13 protein-coding genes are annotated in these 14,813 nt (G+C 62.9%); 6 read left to right on the top strand and 7 right to left on the bottom strand.

The window, feature by feature from the left end; all coding sequences use genetic code 11:
• Positions 1 to 19: 19 nt before the first annotated feature.
• Together tsaE and U5822_RS11595 are read right to left on the bottom strand one after the other, a co-directional pair.
• Complete coding sequence (gene tsaE / locus U5822_RS11600) at positions 20 to 517, bottom strand: tRNA (adenosine(37)-N6)-threonylcarbamoyltransferase complex ATPase subunit type 1 TsaE (protein WP_322855783.1); 498 nt, start codon at positions 515 to 517, stop codon at positions 20 to 22.
• A complete protein-coding gene (locus U5822_RS11595; RefSeq protein WP_322855782.1) occupies positions 514 to 2,070 on the bottom strand; it encodes an NAD(P)H-hydrate dehydratase in 1,557 nt (518 codons plus the stop codon). Before U5822_RS11595 ends, tsaE begins: the two co-directional genes overlap by 4 nt.
• Positions 2,071 to 2,220: 150 nt before the next feature.
• On the opposite strand from U5822_RS11595, the gene queG reads away from it, so the two are divergent.
• Positions 2,221 to 3,300: a tRNA epoxyqueuosine(34) reductase QueG gene (gene queG / locus U5822_RS11590; RefSeq protein ID WP_322855781.1), complete on the top strand. Its 1,080-nt coding sequence runs from the start codon at positions 2,221 to 2,223 to the stop codon at positions 3,298 to 3,300.
• Here queG and orn read toward each other — a convergent pair.
• The gene (gene orn, locus U5822_RS11585) at positions 3,295 to 3,837 is read right to left on the bottom strand and encodes an oligoribonuclease (protein WP_322855780.1); all 543 of its coding nucleotides are present in this window, start codon (positions 3,835 to 3,837) and stop codon (positions 3,295 to 3,297) included. The two genes, queG and orn, sit on opposite strands and share 6 nt — an antisense overlap.
• 117 nt (positions 3,838 to 3,954) lie before the next feature.
• Here orn and rsgA point away from each other — a divergent pair, with 117 nt between their 5' ends.
• Positions 3,955 to 5,010: a small ribosomal subunit biogenesis GTPase RsgA gene (gene rsgA, locus U5822_RS11580; RefSeq protein WP_322855779.1), complete on the top strand. Its 1,056-nt coding sequence runs from the start codon at positions 3,955 to 3,957 to the stop codon at positions 5,008 to 5,010.
• Positions 5,011 to 5,022: 12 nt separating this feature from the next.
• Here the strand turns inward: rsgA and motB are convergent, their stop codons facing one another.
• Both motB and motA read right to left on the bottom strand, forming a co-directional pair.
• Entirely contained in the window at positions 5,023 to 5,982 is a 960-nt protein-coding gene (motB, locus tag U5822_RS11575) for a flagellar motor protein MotB (protein ID WP_322855778.1), read from the bottom strand.
• A gap of 31 nt (positions 5,983 to 6,013) precedes the next feature.
• Positions 6,014 to 6,865 carry a flagellar motor stator protein MotA gene (gene motA / locus U5822_RS11570; RefSeq protein ID WP_322855777.1) on the bottom strand — a complete coding sequence of 284 codons (852 nt, stop codon included), beginning with the start codon at positions 6,863 to 6,865 and terminating at the stop codon, positions 6,014 to 6,016.
• Between the two features lie 176 nt (positions 6,866 to 7,041).
• On the opposite strand from motA, the gene asd reads away from it, so the two are divergent.
• Positions 7,042 to 7,896, top strand: coding sequence for an archaetidylserine decarboxylase (gene asd, locus U5822_RS11565; protein ID WP_322855776.1), 855 nt, complete (start codon positions 7,042 to 7,044; stop codon positions 7,894 to 7,896).
• 46 nt (positions 7,897 to 7,942) lie between these two features.
• Here the strand turns inward: asd and epmA are convergent, their stop codons facing one another.
• Both epmA and efp read right to left on the bottom strand, forming a co-directional pair.
• Positions 7,943 to 8,911, bottom strand: a complete 969-nt coding sequence (gene epmA / locus U5822_RS11560; protein WP_322855775.1) for an EF-P lysine aminoacylase EpmA — start codon at positions 8,909 to 8,911, stop codon at positions 7,943 to 7,945.
• A 6-nt stretch (positions 8,912 to 8,917) separates the two neighbouring features.
• Positions 8,918 to 9,493 (bottom strand): elongation factor P, encoded by a 576-nt coding sequence (efp, locus tag U5822_RS11555; protein ID WP_322855774.1) that lies wholly within the window; start codon positions 9,491 to 9,493, stop codon positions 8,918 to 8,920.
• 45 nt (positions 9,494 to 9,538) lie between these two features.
• Here efp and epmB point away from each other — a divergent pair, with 45 nt between their 5' ends.
• From epmB to U5822_RS11540, 3 genes are all read left to right on the top strand, one after another.
• Complete coding sequence (gene epmB, locus U5822_RS11550; protein WP_322855773.1) at positions 9,539 to 10,576, top strand: EF-P beta-lysylation protein EpmB; 1,038 nt, start codon at positions 9,539 to 9,541, stop codon at positions 10,574 to 10,576.
• 226 nt (positions 10,577 to 10,802) lie between these two features.
• Positions 10,803 to 12,608 carry a GTPase gene (locus U5822_RS11545; protein ID WP_322855772.1) on the top strand — a complete coding sequence of 602 codons (1,806 nt, stop codon included), beginning with the start codon at positions 10,803 to 10,805 and terminating at the stop codon, positions 12,606 to 12,608.
• Between the two features lie 114 nt (positions 12,609 to 12,722).
• On the top strand, positions 12,723 to 14,807 hold the full coding sequence (locus U5822_RS11540; protein WP_322855771.1) for an EAL domain-containing response regulator: 2,085 nt from the start codon (positions 12,723 to 12,725) through the stop codon (positions 14,805 to 14,807).
• Positions 14,808 to 14,813: the final 6 nt, after the last annotated feature.

Below are 14,813 nucleotides of genomic sequence, written 5' to 3'. Positions count from 1 at the left end.
AAGAGGCTGGCCGCATCCGTTAGTGGCTGGGCCCAATCAGTTGCAACCGGTTCAACAGGTCAGCGCCCTGCTGCGAACCGGCCCTGAGCACGACCGAGCGACCTTCGCCGTCGCGCTCAAGATGAATTTCCAGGTCGGGTTCCGGCAGCAGTCCCTTCCCCCGTTCCGGCCACTCAATCAGGCACAGGTACTGGCCCGAAAAGTAATCCCGGATGCCCATGTACTCCAGCTCTTCCGGATCGCCCAGGCGGTACAGGTCGAAATGGTAGGCCGGCGGCTTGAGATCCTCGTAGGGCTCGACGAGGGTGTAGGTCGGGCTCTTGACCGCGCCCTCATGCCCTAGCCCTCGCATCACGCCGCGGCTGAGCGTGGTCTTGCCCATGCCCAGGTCGCCATCCAGATAAATGGTCAGACCGCTGTCCAGCGCCATCGCCAGATGGGCCAGCTCGCGGCCCAGCTGTTCCGTTTCCGTTTCGCTCTCCAGAAACAGGCGACGTTCGTGTCCAAAAATACTCATGCCCTCTCCTGGTTTGCCATGCTGCCCGGCTCCGCCTGGCGGAAAATCCGTGGCAATGCATCGATGACATCGGCCGGCAACAGCCCCATGAAGCCCTTGTCTTCGGACGCCAGATTGGCCGCTGCCAGGTGCACAGCCGCCCCCAGGCCCGCAGCGCGCCGGGGGTCGCCAAGCTGGCCATAGAGCGCGCCAATGATTCCGGACAGCACATCGCCCATGCCGCCGGTGGCCAGCCCGGGGTTGCTGCCGCTGACAATATCGACGGTTTCGTGCCCGGAGGCAATCACCGTGCCTGCCCCTTTCAGCAGCACCGTGCCGCCGAAAATGCCTTGCAGGGTCCGGGTGGCCGCCATTCGATCGGCTTCCACCTCCGGCACCAGACAATCCAGCAGGCGCGCAGCCTCGCCCGGATGCGGCGTGAGAATGTGGTTGTCCGCCAGCACCGGTACCCGGGTCGCCAACAGGTTCAGGGCGTCGGCGTCCAGCACCCGCGGTTTGCCGCTGTCGACCACCTGCTCCAGCATCTGCTGGCCCCAGGCGCTCTGCCCCATACCCGGGCCGCACACGACCACGCTGGCCGATTCCAGCAGGGGTGGCAATTCCGATCCGTGAATCAAACCGTGCACCATGATCGACGGGCACCGCGCCAGGGCTGCCGTCACGTGCTCGGGCCGGGTGGCCAGCGTCACCAAGCCGGCGCCCGACCGCGACGCGGCCTCGGCCGCCAACAGACCGGCGCCGCCGAAGCCGCGGTCCCCGGCCACCACCAGCACGTGTCCGAACCGACCCTTGTGGGCATTGGCGACACGCTCCGGCAACCAGGCCATGGTTGCCGGCCAGTCGAGCCGCCAGGCCACGGGCTGCTGACCACTGGCCTCGACGCCCTCGCCGGTATCCAGATCCTCGAACAACACCCGGCCAGTCACTGCCGAACCGCGTCCGGTGAACAGCCCGGCCTTCAAGCCAATGAAGGTCACCGTCAGGCTGGCCTTGATCACATCGCCCTCGGCAGCCCCGGTGGTGGCATTGAGACCTGAGGGCAGGTCAATGGCCAGCACTGGGGCCGGACTGACATTGCATCGGCCGATCAGGCTGGCAAACGGCTCCCGGGGCGCTCCGGACACGCCGGTGCCCAGCATGGCATCGACAATCACGGCGGCGTCAAAGCGCTCAGCGAGCTGGGCATCGTCCAGGGTGTCGATTTCGGTCACCGGCACGCCGTCTGCGACGGCTTTCTGCCAGGCCTTGCGGGCATCGCCTTTGAGCGTCGCCGTGGGCGCCACTGCAATGCACTGCACGGCCAGGCCATGCCGGACCGCATTGGCCGCCACCAGATAGCCATCACCGCCGTTGTTACCGGCGCCACACAACACCAGCAGGGGCTCGGCGTCGGGCCATTGCCGCACCAGTCGGCGAAACGCCGCATAGGCCGCCCGCTGCATCAGCTCGAAGCCGTCGACGCCCTCCTGTTCGATGACGTAACGGTCAATCTCCCGCACGGCATCGGCGGTAAACAGCGCGTCTGGTAAACTGCTGAATTGGGATGGTGGCATACGCCCTGGCTCCCGCTACAGAATCCGGTTTAAGAAAAATGGCCATATACCTGTAAAGCATAGCAAAACAGTGAAAAAGGTCATAACTTAATCAGATTTAAAGTTCGACACCCAGATTTTCAACAGGTTGCCCGCGCAACATCAGGCCCCATGAGTTCAGCATCTGACCAGCAAGCCCCGACCGAAGACTTCACCGAACTGGTCGACCGCCTTCGAGGCTGGGCCCGCGAGCTCGGCTTCTCCGATCTGGGCATCACTCTGCCCGACACCGGCGAGCACGGTCAGCATCTGCAGGACTGGTTGGCAAAGGGCTATCAGGGCGAAATGGAGTACATGGGGCACCATGGCGACAAACGCTACACGCCCCGCTCCCTGGTACCGGGTACGGCCCGGGTCATTTCGGTGCGGATGGATTACCTGACCGCGCCGGACAGCCCGAAACAAGCGCTTACTAACCGGGAGACTGCCTACGTTACCCGCTATGCCCTGGGCCGGGACTACCACAAGCTGATCCGGAAACGCCTGGCCACGCTGGCCAAGTGGATCGATGAGGCGGTGCGCGGCTACGACTACCGCGCCTTTGTTGACAGCGCGCCGGTGCTGGAACGGGCCCTGGCGCAACGGGCCGGCCTGGGCTGGATCGGCAAGAACAACATGCTGATCCACCCCAAGGCGGGCTCGTTCTTTTTCCTGGGGGAAATCTTCACCAGCGCGCCGCTGCCCGTGGACGCGCCGTTTGAAACCGACCACTGCGGTTCCTGCTCGGCCTGTCTGGAACTGTGCCCGACCGATGCCTTTGTCGGCCCGCACCAACTCGATGCCAGGCGCTGCATCAGCTACCTGACCATCGAACTCAAGGGCAGCATTCCGGAAGAACTGCGACCACTGATGGGCAACCGGGTGTTCGGTTGTGACGACTGCCAACTGGTCTGCCCCTGGCAGAAATTCAGCAAGCCGACCCCGGAGCCGGACTTCCAACCCCGGCACGGACTGGACAACACCAGCCTGGCCGAACTGTTTCTGTGGACCGAGGCGCAGTTTCTAAAGCGCACCGAAGGGTCGGCCATCCGCCGGACCGGGTATGCCGGCTGGCTACGAAACCTGGCGGTGGGGCTCGGTAACGCGCCCTCCACCATCCCGGTGATCGAGGCCCTGAAACAACGCGCTGACCACCCCGACGAAATGGTCCGCGAACACGTGCAATGGGCCCTGCGTCAGCACGGGTTATAGCTTGAAGAAGGTCTCCCGGTAGTGACGCAGTTCGTTGATGGAATCGCGGATGTCGTCCAGAGCCAGGTGACTACCCTGCTTTTTCACCCCGGCCAGAACGTCCGGCCGCCACCGCCGCGCCAGTTCCTTGATGGTGGACACGTCCAGGTTGCGGTAGTGGAAGAACGCCTCGAGCGCCGGCATGTATTTCACCAGAAAACGCCGATCCTGGCCGATGCTGTTGCCACACAGCGGCGATTTACCCGGCTCGACATGGGCCTGCAGGAAGGCCAGGGTCTGCTGCTCCGCCTCGGCTTCGGTGATGGTGCTGTCCTTCACCCGCTGGGTCAGGCCACTGGCACCGTGGGTGTTGGTGCACCATTCGTCCATGGCATCGAGCAGGCTGTCGGGCTGATGCACGGCAATGACCGGGCCCTCGGCCACCAGGTTCAGGTCCGAGTCGGTCACAATGGTGGCCATTTCAATGATCCGCTCCTTTTCCGGATCCAGACCGGTCATCTCCAGATCAATCCAAACTAAGCGATCGCCTTGTGCCATGTTCAATTCCTAACCTTCAGTTGCTGGGTGGTGGGATGGGGTCATTGCCTGTGTATTGTGGCCGATTCACGTATGATGTAACACCTCACTCCAACGAACACTGACAATCGGCACTGAATGGCAAAACGGCGACTGAACAAACAGCAGCAATTCCGGATCCGCAAAATCCAGCAGGAACGGGCCGCGCGCGCGGCCCGCAAGGAAAAAGCCGTTCAGGAACAGGCCGAGGCCGGCGAACTGGGCCCGGAGCAGGAGGGCCTGGTCATTGCCCACTACGGCCAGCAACTGGACGTAGAAGGCCTGGAGGGCGACCACGCCGGCACGGTGGTGCGCTGCTTCGTCCGCGCCAACATCGACAGCCTGGTGACCGGCGACCGGGTCATCTGGCGACCGGGCCGGAACGACAGCGGCGTGATTGTCGCCCGCTGTGACCGGCAAAATCTGCTGCAGCGGCCCGACAACTTCGGCGCCCTGAAACCGGTGGCTGCCAACATCGACCACATCATCCTGGTGCTGGCGGCGGAACCGGAACCCCACGACAACCTGATCGACCGCTACCTGGTGGCGTCGGAAATCACCGACATTCCCGCGGTGATCCTGCTGAATAAAACGGACCTGATCACCGACCGCAACCGCGCCGACATCGACGCCCTGCTCGGCCGGTACGAGGCCCTGGGCTACCAGGTGGTACGCACTTCCGCCGCGGAGTCGGGCGACCGGCCGTCACCGGAGGTGGAAGCCCTGGTGAAGGACCAAACCAGCGTGTTCGTGGGTCAGTCCGGGGTGGGCAAATCGTCCATCATCCAGACCCTGATCCCGGATGAGGCCATCCGGGTCGGTGCAGTGTCCGAGAGTACCGGCAAAGGGGTGCACACCACCACGACCGCCAAGCTGTTCCACCTGCCCATCGGCGGCGACCTGATCGACTCGCCGGGAATCCGGGAGTTCGGCCTCTGGCATATGAATCCGCAGGAAATCGAATACGGCTTTCGCGAAATCCGCGATGAGATCGGTCACTGCAAGTTTCGTAACTGCCGGCACCTGGGCGATCCCGGCTGCGCCATCGACGCGGCGGCGGAGGCTGGCAAGATTAGCCCCGAGCGCCTGAAAAGCTTTCACCGGATTCTGCAGGACATGGCCGAGCAGCAGGCCCGGGGCCTCAAGCTGGACTGACCGCCGTCCGGCTTACCAGTTCAGCTCACCGGGTGCGGGCTCCGGCTTCGGCTCCAGCCATTCGCCACTTTCCAGCTTATCCATGGCCTGCTGGCGGTCTTCCTCGGTGGGCTTGGTGAGATCGATGAGGGGTTCATCGCTGTGTCCAGCGCTGTCCCGAATGCCCTGAGCCGCGCGCTTGTTGAGCACGATGATGGAAATCCGGCGGTTCACCGGCGCCATCGGATCGGCGGTGTCGAACAGCACCGAGTCACTGAGACCGACCACCCGGCCAATTTGCGCCGACTCGACGCCCCCGGCCACCAGGGCCCGACGGGCGGTGTTGGCGCGGTCCGCTGACAGCTCCCAGTTGGTGTACCCGGGCCGCCCCTTGAACGGCGTGGCGTCGGTGTGGCCGGTGATACTGAGTTTGTTGCCCACCGATCCCAGCGTCTTGGCCAGCTCGAACAGGATGTCCTGGGAATAGTACTTCAGCTCGGCCCGGCCGCTGTCGAACATCGGCCGCCCGGACCGGTCGACGATCTGGATCCGCAGCCCCTCGTCGGTGATGTCGATCAGGAGCTGGTCCTTGAATTCCTGCAGGGTCTGGTTTTGCTCGATGCGCTCCTTCAACTCCTGGAACAACTCCTCCATACGCCGCTGTTCCAGGGTTTCCGAGAGTTCATCCACCACCTCGTCCTCAATCTGGATCTGGCTGGACTCGATGTCGGGGCTGGCCTCATTGATCACCGAGGCGCTGCCCTCCAGATCCACCGGATTGGGCGAACCGCCCTCGGTGAAACCGATCGGATCCCGGAAGTAGCCCTCCACCGCCTTGATCTGTTCCGGTGAGGCGGTCGCGGTCAGCCAGAGCACCAGGAAGAACGCCATCATGGCGGTGGCGAAATCGGCAAAAGCAACCTTCCAGGAACCACCGTGATGGCCGCCGGCCACAACCTTCTTGCGCTTGATGATGATCGGCTGTTCGTCCACGCCTCAGCTCCGGGCCAGAATCAGGGATGGATTATTTCGAGCGAACATGGTCGTTCAGTTCCTGGAACTCCGGCCGCTTGTCCGTCGGCAGGGCCTTGCGGCCGAACTCGATGGCCATCTGCGGCGCCTGTCCGGACACCGTGGCCACGATCGACGACTTCACACAGTCGTAGGCCTTCAGTTCGTACTTGGCGGCGTGCTCCATGGCGATGGACAGCGGCCCGACAAAACCGTAGCCCATGAAAATGCCCAGGAAGGTACCCACCAGCGCCGCGGCCACGCTAAGACCGATGCGCTCCGGCCCCTCAGACAGGAAGTTCATGGTTATGACGATGCCCAGCACCGCGGCCACGATCCCCAGGCCCGGCAGGGCATCGGCGATCTTGTTGACCGCATGGGACGGCTCCTCCAGCTCGTGCTGGCGGCTTTCGATCTCGCTTTCCATCATGCCCTCCAGCTCATGGGTCGCCATGTTGCCGGAGCTGATGATGCGCAGGTAGTCGGTGATGAAGGCCAACAGCGCCTTGGACTTCATGATCGCCGGGTAGCGGGTAAAGATCTGGCTGGATTCGGGATTATCGACATCCTCCTCGATGGCCATCACGCCCTGCTTGCGGGATTTGTCGAAAATCTCGTACAGCAGGCTGAGCAGGTCCATATAGTAGGATTTATTGAAGGGGTGGCCGGTGAGCTGGCGCAGGATGCCCTGGAACACCTCTTTCACCGTGTGCATCGGGTTGGCGATGATGAACGACCCCAGCGCCGCCCCGAAGATGATCAGAATCTCCGTGGGCTGCCAGAGCACCGCCAGATTACCACCGTGGAGGACATACCCGCCGAGCACGCTCGCGAGAACAACCACTGCTCCAATAATCAGTAACATGGGTAGATTGCACGCCTTGGTTTTTGGTTATCGGCGGACGCGGTTACCGCCCACCCTTTTTTCGAGCCCCGATCATAGCAAGGCTCTGCGGTGACCGCTAAGCCGTGAAACAATTTCTATACAGGGCCAAGACTTTGGTAAACTTCGCCGCTTTGAGCGCAAAGGGTTACGTTGTAATGTTTAACAAGCTGTTTGTTTTGAGTCAGTACGTTACACCACAGCTGGCAGTGTCCCGGCTGGCCGGCCGCATGGCGGACAACGACCGCTCCCCGGCGCTCAAGAATCGCGTAATTCAATGGTTTATCGGCCGCTATGGCGTGGACATGAGCGAAGCGGCCGAATCTGACCCCACCGCCTACCCGAGCTTCAACGCCTTCTTTACCCGGGCCCTGAAACCGGGCATCCGCCCGATCGCCGAGGGCGACAAGACCCTGGTCAGCCCGGTGGACGGTGCCATCAGCCAGATCGGCCAGGTCTCCGACGACCGGGTGTTCCAGGCCAAGGGCCAATCCTTCAGCCTGACCGAACTGCTCGGTGGCGACGGGCAGCGCGCCGAGGCGTTTGAGGAAGGCGAATTCTCCACCATCTACCTGTCCCCGAAGGATTACCACCGAATTCATATGCCGATGGCAGGCACCCTGCGGGAGATGGTGTACATTCCCGGCAAGCTGTTTTCGGTCAACCCGGTCACCGCCGAGAACGTGCCCAACCTGTTCGCCCGTAACGAACGGGTCGCCTGCATCTTTGATACCGAGGCGGGCCCCATGGCGCTGGTGTTGGTCGGCGCCATGATCGTCGGCAGCGTCGAGACCGTTTGGTCCGGCGTGGTCGCCCCCGGCAATGGCCTGGTGACGACCACCCGGTACGAGGGCGATCAGGCCCGCAGCTTCGCCAAGGGTGAGGAAATGGGTCGGTTCCGCCTGGGCTCGACCGTGGTCATGGTCATGCCCAAGGGCGCGGTGAGCTGGAATGATGATCAGGTCGCGGGCAAGACCCTGCGCATGGGCGAGGCCTTCGGCACCCTGTCCTGACCAGAACCTGAAACCAACCGGTCCTCGAATCGCGGCCTGCCCCGGATCAGGCCTGCTCGAACGGAAAGGCCAGCACCTCGCTGATGGAGCTTGCGCCAAGCTTGAGCATCAGCAGCCGGTCCAACCCCAGGGCCACCCCAGCGCAATCGGGCAACCCGGCCGCCATGGCCGCCAGGAACGCCTCATCCACCGCCATCACCGGCTTACCGGCCTGCTCTCGCTGCCGGTTGTCCGCCTCGAACCGGCGCCGCTGCTCGTCGGCATCGGCCAGCTCCCAATAGCCGTTGCACAACTCCAGGCCATCGATATACAGCTCGAACCGGTGTGCGACGTCGTGTCCGTCGCACTGTGACACCCGGGCCAGGGCCGCCTGGGACGCCGGGTAGCCGGTGATGAATTCCGGCACCTCGCGGCCCAGATGGGGCTCAACCGCAAAGCTCATCAACAGATCCAGGCAGCCATCGCGTTCCAGATCGGTCAACTGCTCCGGCTCGAGCCACTGCGTGCAACGCTGGCGCAACTCCGCGTCGGCAATGGTGAAGGGATCAACACCGGCCCACCGCTGCATCGCCTCCCGGTAATTGAGCGTGCGTGGACGCGCGCACCCGAGCCAGCCACACACCAGGTCGGACACCTCCGCCATCAGCTCGATGTCGTCGAAGCCGGTCCGGTACCACTCCAGCATGGAGAATTCCGGGTTGTGCCTGGGGCCGCGTTCGCCGTTCCGAAACACCTTGGAGACCTGGAAGATCGAGCCGCTGCCGGCCGCCAGCAGGCGCTTCATGTGGTACTCCGGCGACGTCTGCAGCCAGCCCCCGTGCAGCCCTGACGCCGACACGTCGGCGTGCACCCCGTCCAGGTTCCGGTCGGTGACCCCGTGCCGGGCCAGCACCGGGGTTTCCACCTCCAGGACCTGGCGCTCAGAAAAAAAGCCGCGCACAAACGCCAATTGTTGTGCACGGCCTTTCAGGGCAGCCTGCGCGGCAGCAGGCTGCCAGACAGGTTGATCAGTCATGGTCGATCAGCTGCTTTTGACGCGGCTGACGTACTCACCGGAACGGGTATCTACCTTGAGCACCTCACCGATGGTGATGAACAGGGGCACGTTCACCACGGCGCCGGTGGACAGGGTCGCGGGCTTGGAACCACCCTGGGCGGTGTCACCCTTCATGCCGGGGTCGGTGTCCACCACTTCCAGTTCCACGAAGTTCGGCGGCGTGACGATCAGCGGCGCGCCGTTGTACAGGGTCACGGTATAGACGTCCTGTTCTTTCAGCCACTTGACGGTATCGCCAACGGCCTTGGCATCCGCCGGGAACTGCTCGAAGGAACCATCGGTCAGCATGAAGTGCCAGAACTCACCATCGGTGTACAGGTACTCCATGTCCTGGTCGATGACGTCGGCGGATTCAAGGCTTTCACCGGACTTGAAGGTACGCTCCCAGACCCGGTTGGTCATGAGATTCCGCAGTTTTACCCGGTTGAAGGCCTGGCCTTTGCCGGGTTTGACGAATTCGTTGTCGAGCATGATGCACGGGTCGCCATCCAGCAAAACCTTAAGACCGCTGCGGAATTCGTTGGTAGAATATGAAGCCATGAAATGTTCACCTGACAAAATGCAGTTAAAAATTCGAGGTTCGCTATGATACAGCGAACTCCCACCGGTATAGAAGCCCACCTTGCGGAAGACGGACGCAGCTGGCAACAGCACCTGTCGGAGTCCATCACTTCCCCGGAAATACTGCTGCAGCGACTGGGTCTTGCTCCGGAGGAGTGGCTTTCCGGCGCCCAAGCCGGGCACCAGCTGTTTCCGATCCGGGTGCCGGAGCCGTTCCTGGCCCGGATGCGCCACGGCGACCCGAACGACCCCCTGCTCAGGCAGGTGCTGCCGCGGCAGGAAGAGAGTGTCCGGATGCCCGGCTATGTCCGCGACCCGCTGGCCGAGGACCGCGCAGTGCAGACCACCGGTCTGATCCGCAAGTACCGGAGCCGGGCCCTGCTGATGGTGACCGGCCAGTGCGCCGTCAACTGCCGCTACTGCTTCCGCCGGCATTTCCCCTACGACGAACAGCGCCTGGGCGCCAGCGACCGGCGCCAGGTCATCGATACCCTGTCGGCCAGCCCGGAAATCAACGAGGTTATCCTGAGCGGTGGCGACCCCCTGGCCGTCAACGACCGGCTGCTGGCGCAGTGGGCCGCCGACCTCAGCGCCATTCCCCACATCCGGCGCTTGCGGCTGCACACCCGCCTGCCGGTGGTGATACCGCAACGGGTGTGCGACGCCCTGTTAAAGTGGCTGTCCCAGACCCGGATTCCGGTGGTCATGGTACTGCACATCAACCACCCGGCCGAGATCGACCCGGCCACCCGAAACGCCCTGGGTTACCTGCGGGCCGCCGGGGTTACCCTGCTGAATCAAAGCGTTATTCTGCGCGGCGTGAACGACAACGTGGCGGTTCTGGAATCCCTGAGCGAAACGCTGTTTGAGGCCGGTGTAATGCCGTATTATCTGCATGCGTTCGACCCGGTCGAGGGGGCCCACCATTACGACGTGGCGGACGAGGAGGCCCGAACCCTGGTGCAAGGGCTGCTGGCACGCCTGCCCGGGTTCCTGATACCCAGGCTGGTCCGGGAGGAACCGGGTCGGGACGGCAAGACTCCGATTAACCTGTTCCCGTGACCGAGGTCTCGGAATCCGGCTCTGATGGGCGTGTCAAAGATTGTTAACTGGCGAATTGTTCGCTTTTTGTTAGGCACTTGCTATTTTAAAGTGCAATGGCGTTGGAAATAACAACATGTATTTACGGCGATTTCCCTGGCCGACGGACAGATTCCGGAGCGTCTGCCCGGTGCTGCCAGGCAAGCCCTGAATACCAACGGTTACCCTGATATAGCGGCGCGTACTCATGGAAGGCAATGTCCTGAAACCCGATCTTCGAGTCCCTGAACAGAAGACAGCCAGCCTGTCGTTCTGCGATACCACGCCCAAGGCTTTCCGGAGCTGGATTGGCGAACTGCCCATGGCCAACATCGGCGAAGTGTCGCGCCAGCTCTATCACGCCATCATCGAATTGAACCAGCTGTTCTTGCCACCCCAGCAACGTCTGCAGTTCCTGGAGCTGATCCGCGAGAAGATCCAGTTTGTCTGTCACGAGTTGTCACGCCACTACCTGGGGATGGCGGTTGCCCTGCCGGAAAAGCAACGCAAGATTGCCAATCTGTCCCAGGCGCTGGAACTGCATCTGGCCTCCGGGTACAAGCTGTGCGTTCTGGAATTCCTCGATAACGGAGGCGTGGACCGCAACCGCAAGCAGATCGCCATTGCCGCCCATCGGGCCCTGTCCGAGCTGGCGGCGACCATCGTGCGCTCGCACCAGCTGTACTGCCCGAGCCCGGCCCGCAGCTGGCTGGAGTGCCATCGCCTGTTCCGCTTCGCCTACCGCAACAAACTGGTCGATATCGATGTGGAAGACGGCAGCTTGCAGCATCGTCGCTCCAGCACCGTCGGCGATGCCTACAAACGCATTTTGCTGCTGGGCTGCGCCCGCCCGAACCAGCTGCGCCAGGCGGAACTGCTGCAGGTCTATGAACTGTTCGAAGCCTGGAGTCAGCATTCCCACTGCGAGCCCGACATCCGCGATGACAGCCTGTTCGTGATCAACATGGAAGGCGACAGCCCGCCCATCTACCGCAGCCTGCTCGACTACCACCCGGGCGAGGACAGTTTCGATTTCGACACCCGCGACCTGTCCGCCATGGTGATGGAGACCCTGCAGGCCCGACGCAACCAGGACAAGAGCGACAACGCCCTGCATGTGCCGGCCAAAGTCAGCGACACCCTGCTCACCCATCTGAGCCAGGCCCTGGGCATTCTGGCCAAGCGCAACTTTAACCGTATCGCCAGCCAAGGCACCCTGGAGGTCTGCGTTGGTCTCACCGCGGCCCACTATTTTATTGCCGGCGAGAAAACCTTCACCGAATTTGTCCACGGCAACGACCATGGCATCCAGAGTGAGGAAAACCTGTTTGTGCGGTCGGCCCGGCAAAAACAGGATGCCTGGGCCGGCGCCCATGACGCCGCGCCCCGGGACGACGCCCTGGCCTCCGCCGACACCCCGATCAATTTCCGCGGCAGCCGCGGCACGGCGTCTACGCAGACCGCCGACAAGAATCGGCCGAAATCCCACCATGCCTTGCTGATCAACACCAGTCCCGGTGGCTACTGCGTCGCCTGGGAAAGCAATGTGCCGGCCTCGCTGCATGCCGGCGAGGTCCTGGGCGTGCGCGAGCAACGCTCGCACCCCTGGAGTGTCGCGGTGGTGCGCTGGATCCGTCAGGTCAAACACCAGGGCACCCAGATTGGCATCGAATTGCTGGCCCCCAGTGCCTCGCCCTGCGGTGTGCGCCTGATCCAGAAGGTCGGTAACAGCAGCGAATACCTTCGGGGCCTGCTGCTGCCGGAGATCAGCGTGGTCAATCAGTCCGCCACCCTGATCACCCCGCGGCTTCCGTTCCAGTCCGGCAGCCGGATCTCGCTGCTGCACGACGGCCGGGAAGACCAGGGCCAGCTGTCGAAAAAGGTCTCGGCCACCGGCAGCATCAGCCAGTTCGAGTTGAAACTGCACAGCGCCGCGCTCCAGCAGAGCAGCCGAGCCGACCAGTCCTCCGGCACCAGCGAGGACGAATTCGATTCCCTGTGGCCGTCGCTGTAACCACGGCCGGAGCAGGGAGCGGGGCGAGGGTTGTTATTGGGGGGTATCCCCTGCATCATTCAGCTTGGATGCCCGACCGGCCCAGCCAAACCAGCTTTACGAGACGCCCGACGAATGCAGAAAAAGAACGCGACCGTACACCTGTTGATCCTTGATCCCGACCAGAACGACGCCGAGTCCCTGGTCAGCCTGCTCAGGAATTCCGGCAAAGCCACCCGCGCCCACCGCATCACCTCCGAGGAAGACCTCGAGGAAGCCCTGAAAGCCAATAACTGGGACCTGCTGCTGGCCCGGGACTTGGACCAGGAGTTCAACGCCAACGACGCCCTGGCGATGATTCGACGCCTGGACAAGGACATCCCTTTCATCCTGCTGACCGAAGACGACAACCGCGAGCGCACTGTGGCGGTCATGAAGGCCGGCGCCCAGGACACCGTGCCCTTTGCCCACACCGACCAGCTGGTACTGACGGTCAATCGCGAACTGTCGGCGCTGGACGACCGCCGTCGCCGTCGGGTCCTCGAATCCCACCTGCGGGAAGCCGAGCAACGCTGCCAGTTGCTGCTGGAAAGCTCGAAGGACGCCATCGCCTACATCAACGATGGCATGCACATCTACGCCAACCAGTCGTACATGGAGTTCCTCGGCTACGACGACATCGACGACCTGATCTGCATCCCGGTCCTCGACACCCTGACCCCGGATAGCCAGGACAAGTACAAGGAGTTCATGAAGGCCTTTGCCGAACAGGGCGAGGACGGCATGACCATGAACTGCACGGCCCGTCGCAGTGACGACCACGAGCTGAACGTGACCATGACGGTGTCGGCGGCCACCTACGACGGCGAGGCCTGCACCCAGATCGTGCTGCAGCCGGAACACAGCGACGCGGAACTGGAAGAGAAGCTGCGCCAGATCAGCAGCCAGGACCTGATGACCGGCCTGTTCAACCGGCAGTACCTGATGGAAGCCCTGGCCGAGAACATCGCCAAGGCCGGCAAGCACAACGAATCCGGCGCCCTGGCCTACATCGCGCTCGACAACTTCATGAACCTGAAAACCCAGGTGGGCATTGCCGGTGCCGACCTGCTGCTGGGGGATTTTGCCAACCTGCTGAAAGAGCAAGTGGACGACACCCTGACCGTGGCCCGCCTCAGCGACGACGCTTTCTGCCTGATGTGCCAGCCCTGCGACGAGAAAGTCATGGCCGAGCACAGCGAGCGCATCCGCAAGGCGATCGAGGACCACCTCTTCGACAACAACGGTCGCACCCTGCAGTTCACCGTCAGCATCGGCATCGCCGCCATCACCGAGAACTCGCCCAAGGCCGAGGAGCTGCTGGCCCGAGCCCACACCGCCTCGTCCGATGTCCGCAAGCTGGAAGGCCACGAGCGGGGCAACGGGGTGCTGGTGTACAACCCGGCCGAGTACGAGTCCCTGGACGAAAACAACTCGGTGGAAGCCATCCTCAAGGCCCTGGACGACAACCGCTTCAAGCTGTTGTTCCAGCCCATCATCAACCTGCGTGGTGAAGGCGAGGAACACTACGAAGCCTTTGTCCGCATGCTCGACAAGGACGAGGAGGAAGTCTCGCCCTACGACTTCCTGCCGCCCATGGGGCCGGCCGACACCGCCATCAAGATTGACCGCTGGGTGATCCTGCAGACCATCAAACAACTGGCCAGCCACCGGTCACGGGGGCACGACACCCGGCTGTTCCTGAACGTGACGGCAGAAACCCTGCAGGACAAGACCTTCACCTCCTGGCTCAGCGTGGCGCTCAAGGCCGCCCGCCTGCCCGGCGACTCCCTGATCTTCCAGCTCCGCGAGGGCGACGCCAACAACTACATGAAGCAGGCCAAGGAATTCGCCAAGGCCGTGCACGAGCTGCACTGCAAGGTCTCCATCGCCCAGTTCGGCTGTGCGCTCAACCCCTTCAACACCCTGAAGCACATCGACACCGACTACGTGAAGGTCGACGGCTCGTTCACCGAGGAGATCCAGAAGAACGAGGAAGCCAGGGAACAGGTCAAGGAGATGGTGAAAACCCTGCAGACCAGCGGCAAGCTCACCATCATTCCGCTGGTGGAGAACGCCAGTGTGCTGGCCACGCTGTGGCAGGCCGGGGTCAATTACATCCAGGGCTACTACCTGCAGGCCCCGGTCCCGGAGATGAACTACGACTTCGGCGACCAGTAATCGCCA

The sequence above is a fragment of the Marinobacter qingdaonensis genome (assembly GCF_034555935.1).
In the GTDB taxonomy this organism is placed as follows: Bacteria; Pseudomonadota; Gammaproteobacteria; order Pseudomonadales; family Oleiphilaceae; genus Marinobacter; species Marinobacter qingdaonensis.
Note: the sequence above shows the minus strand (reverse complement) of the source record. Positions and strands in the feature narration are given on the sequence as shown.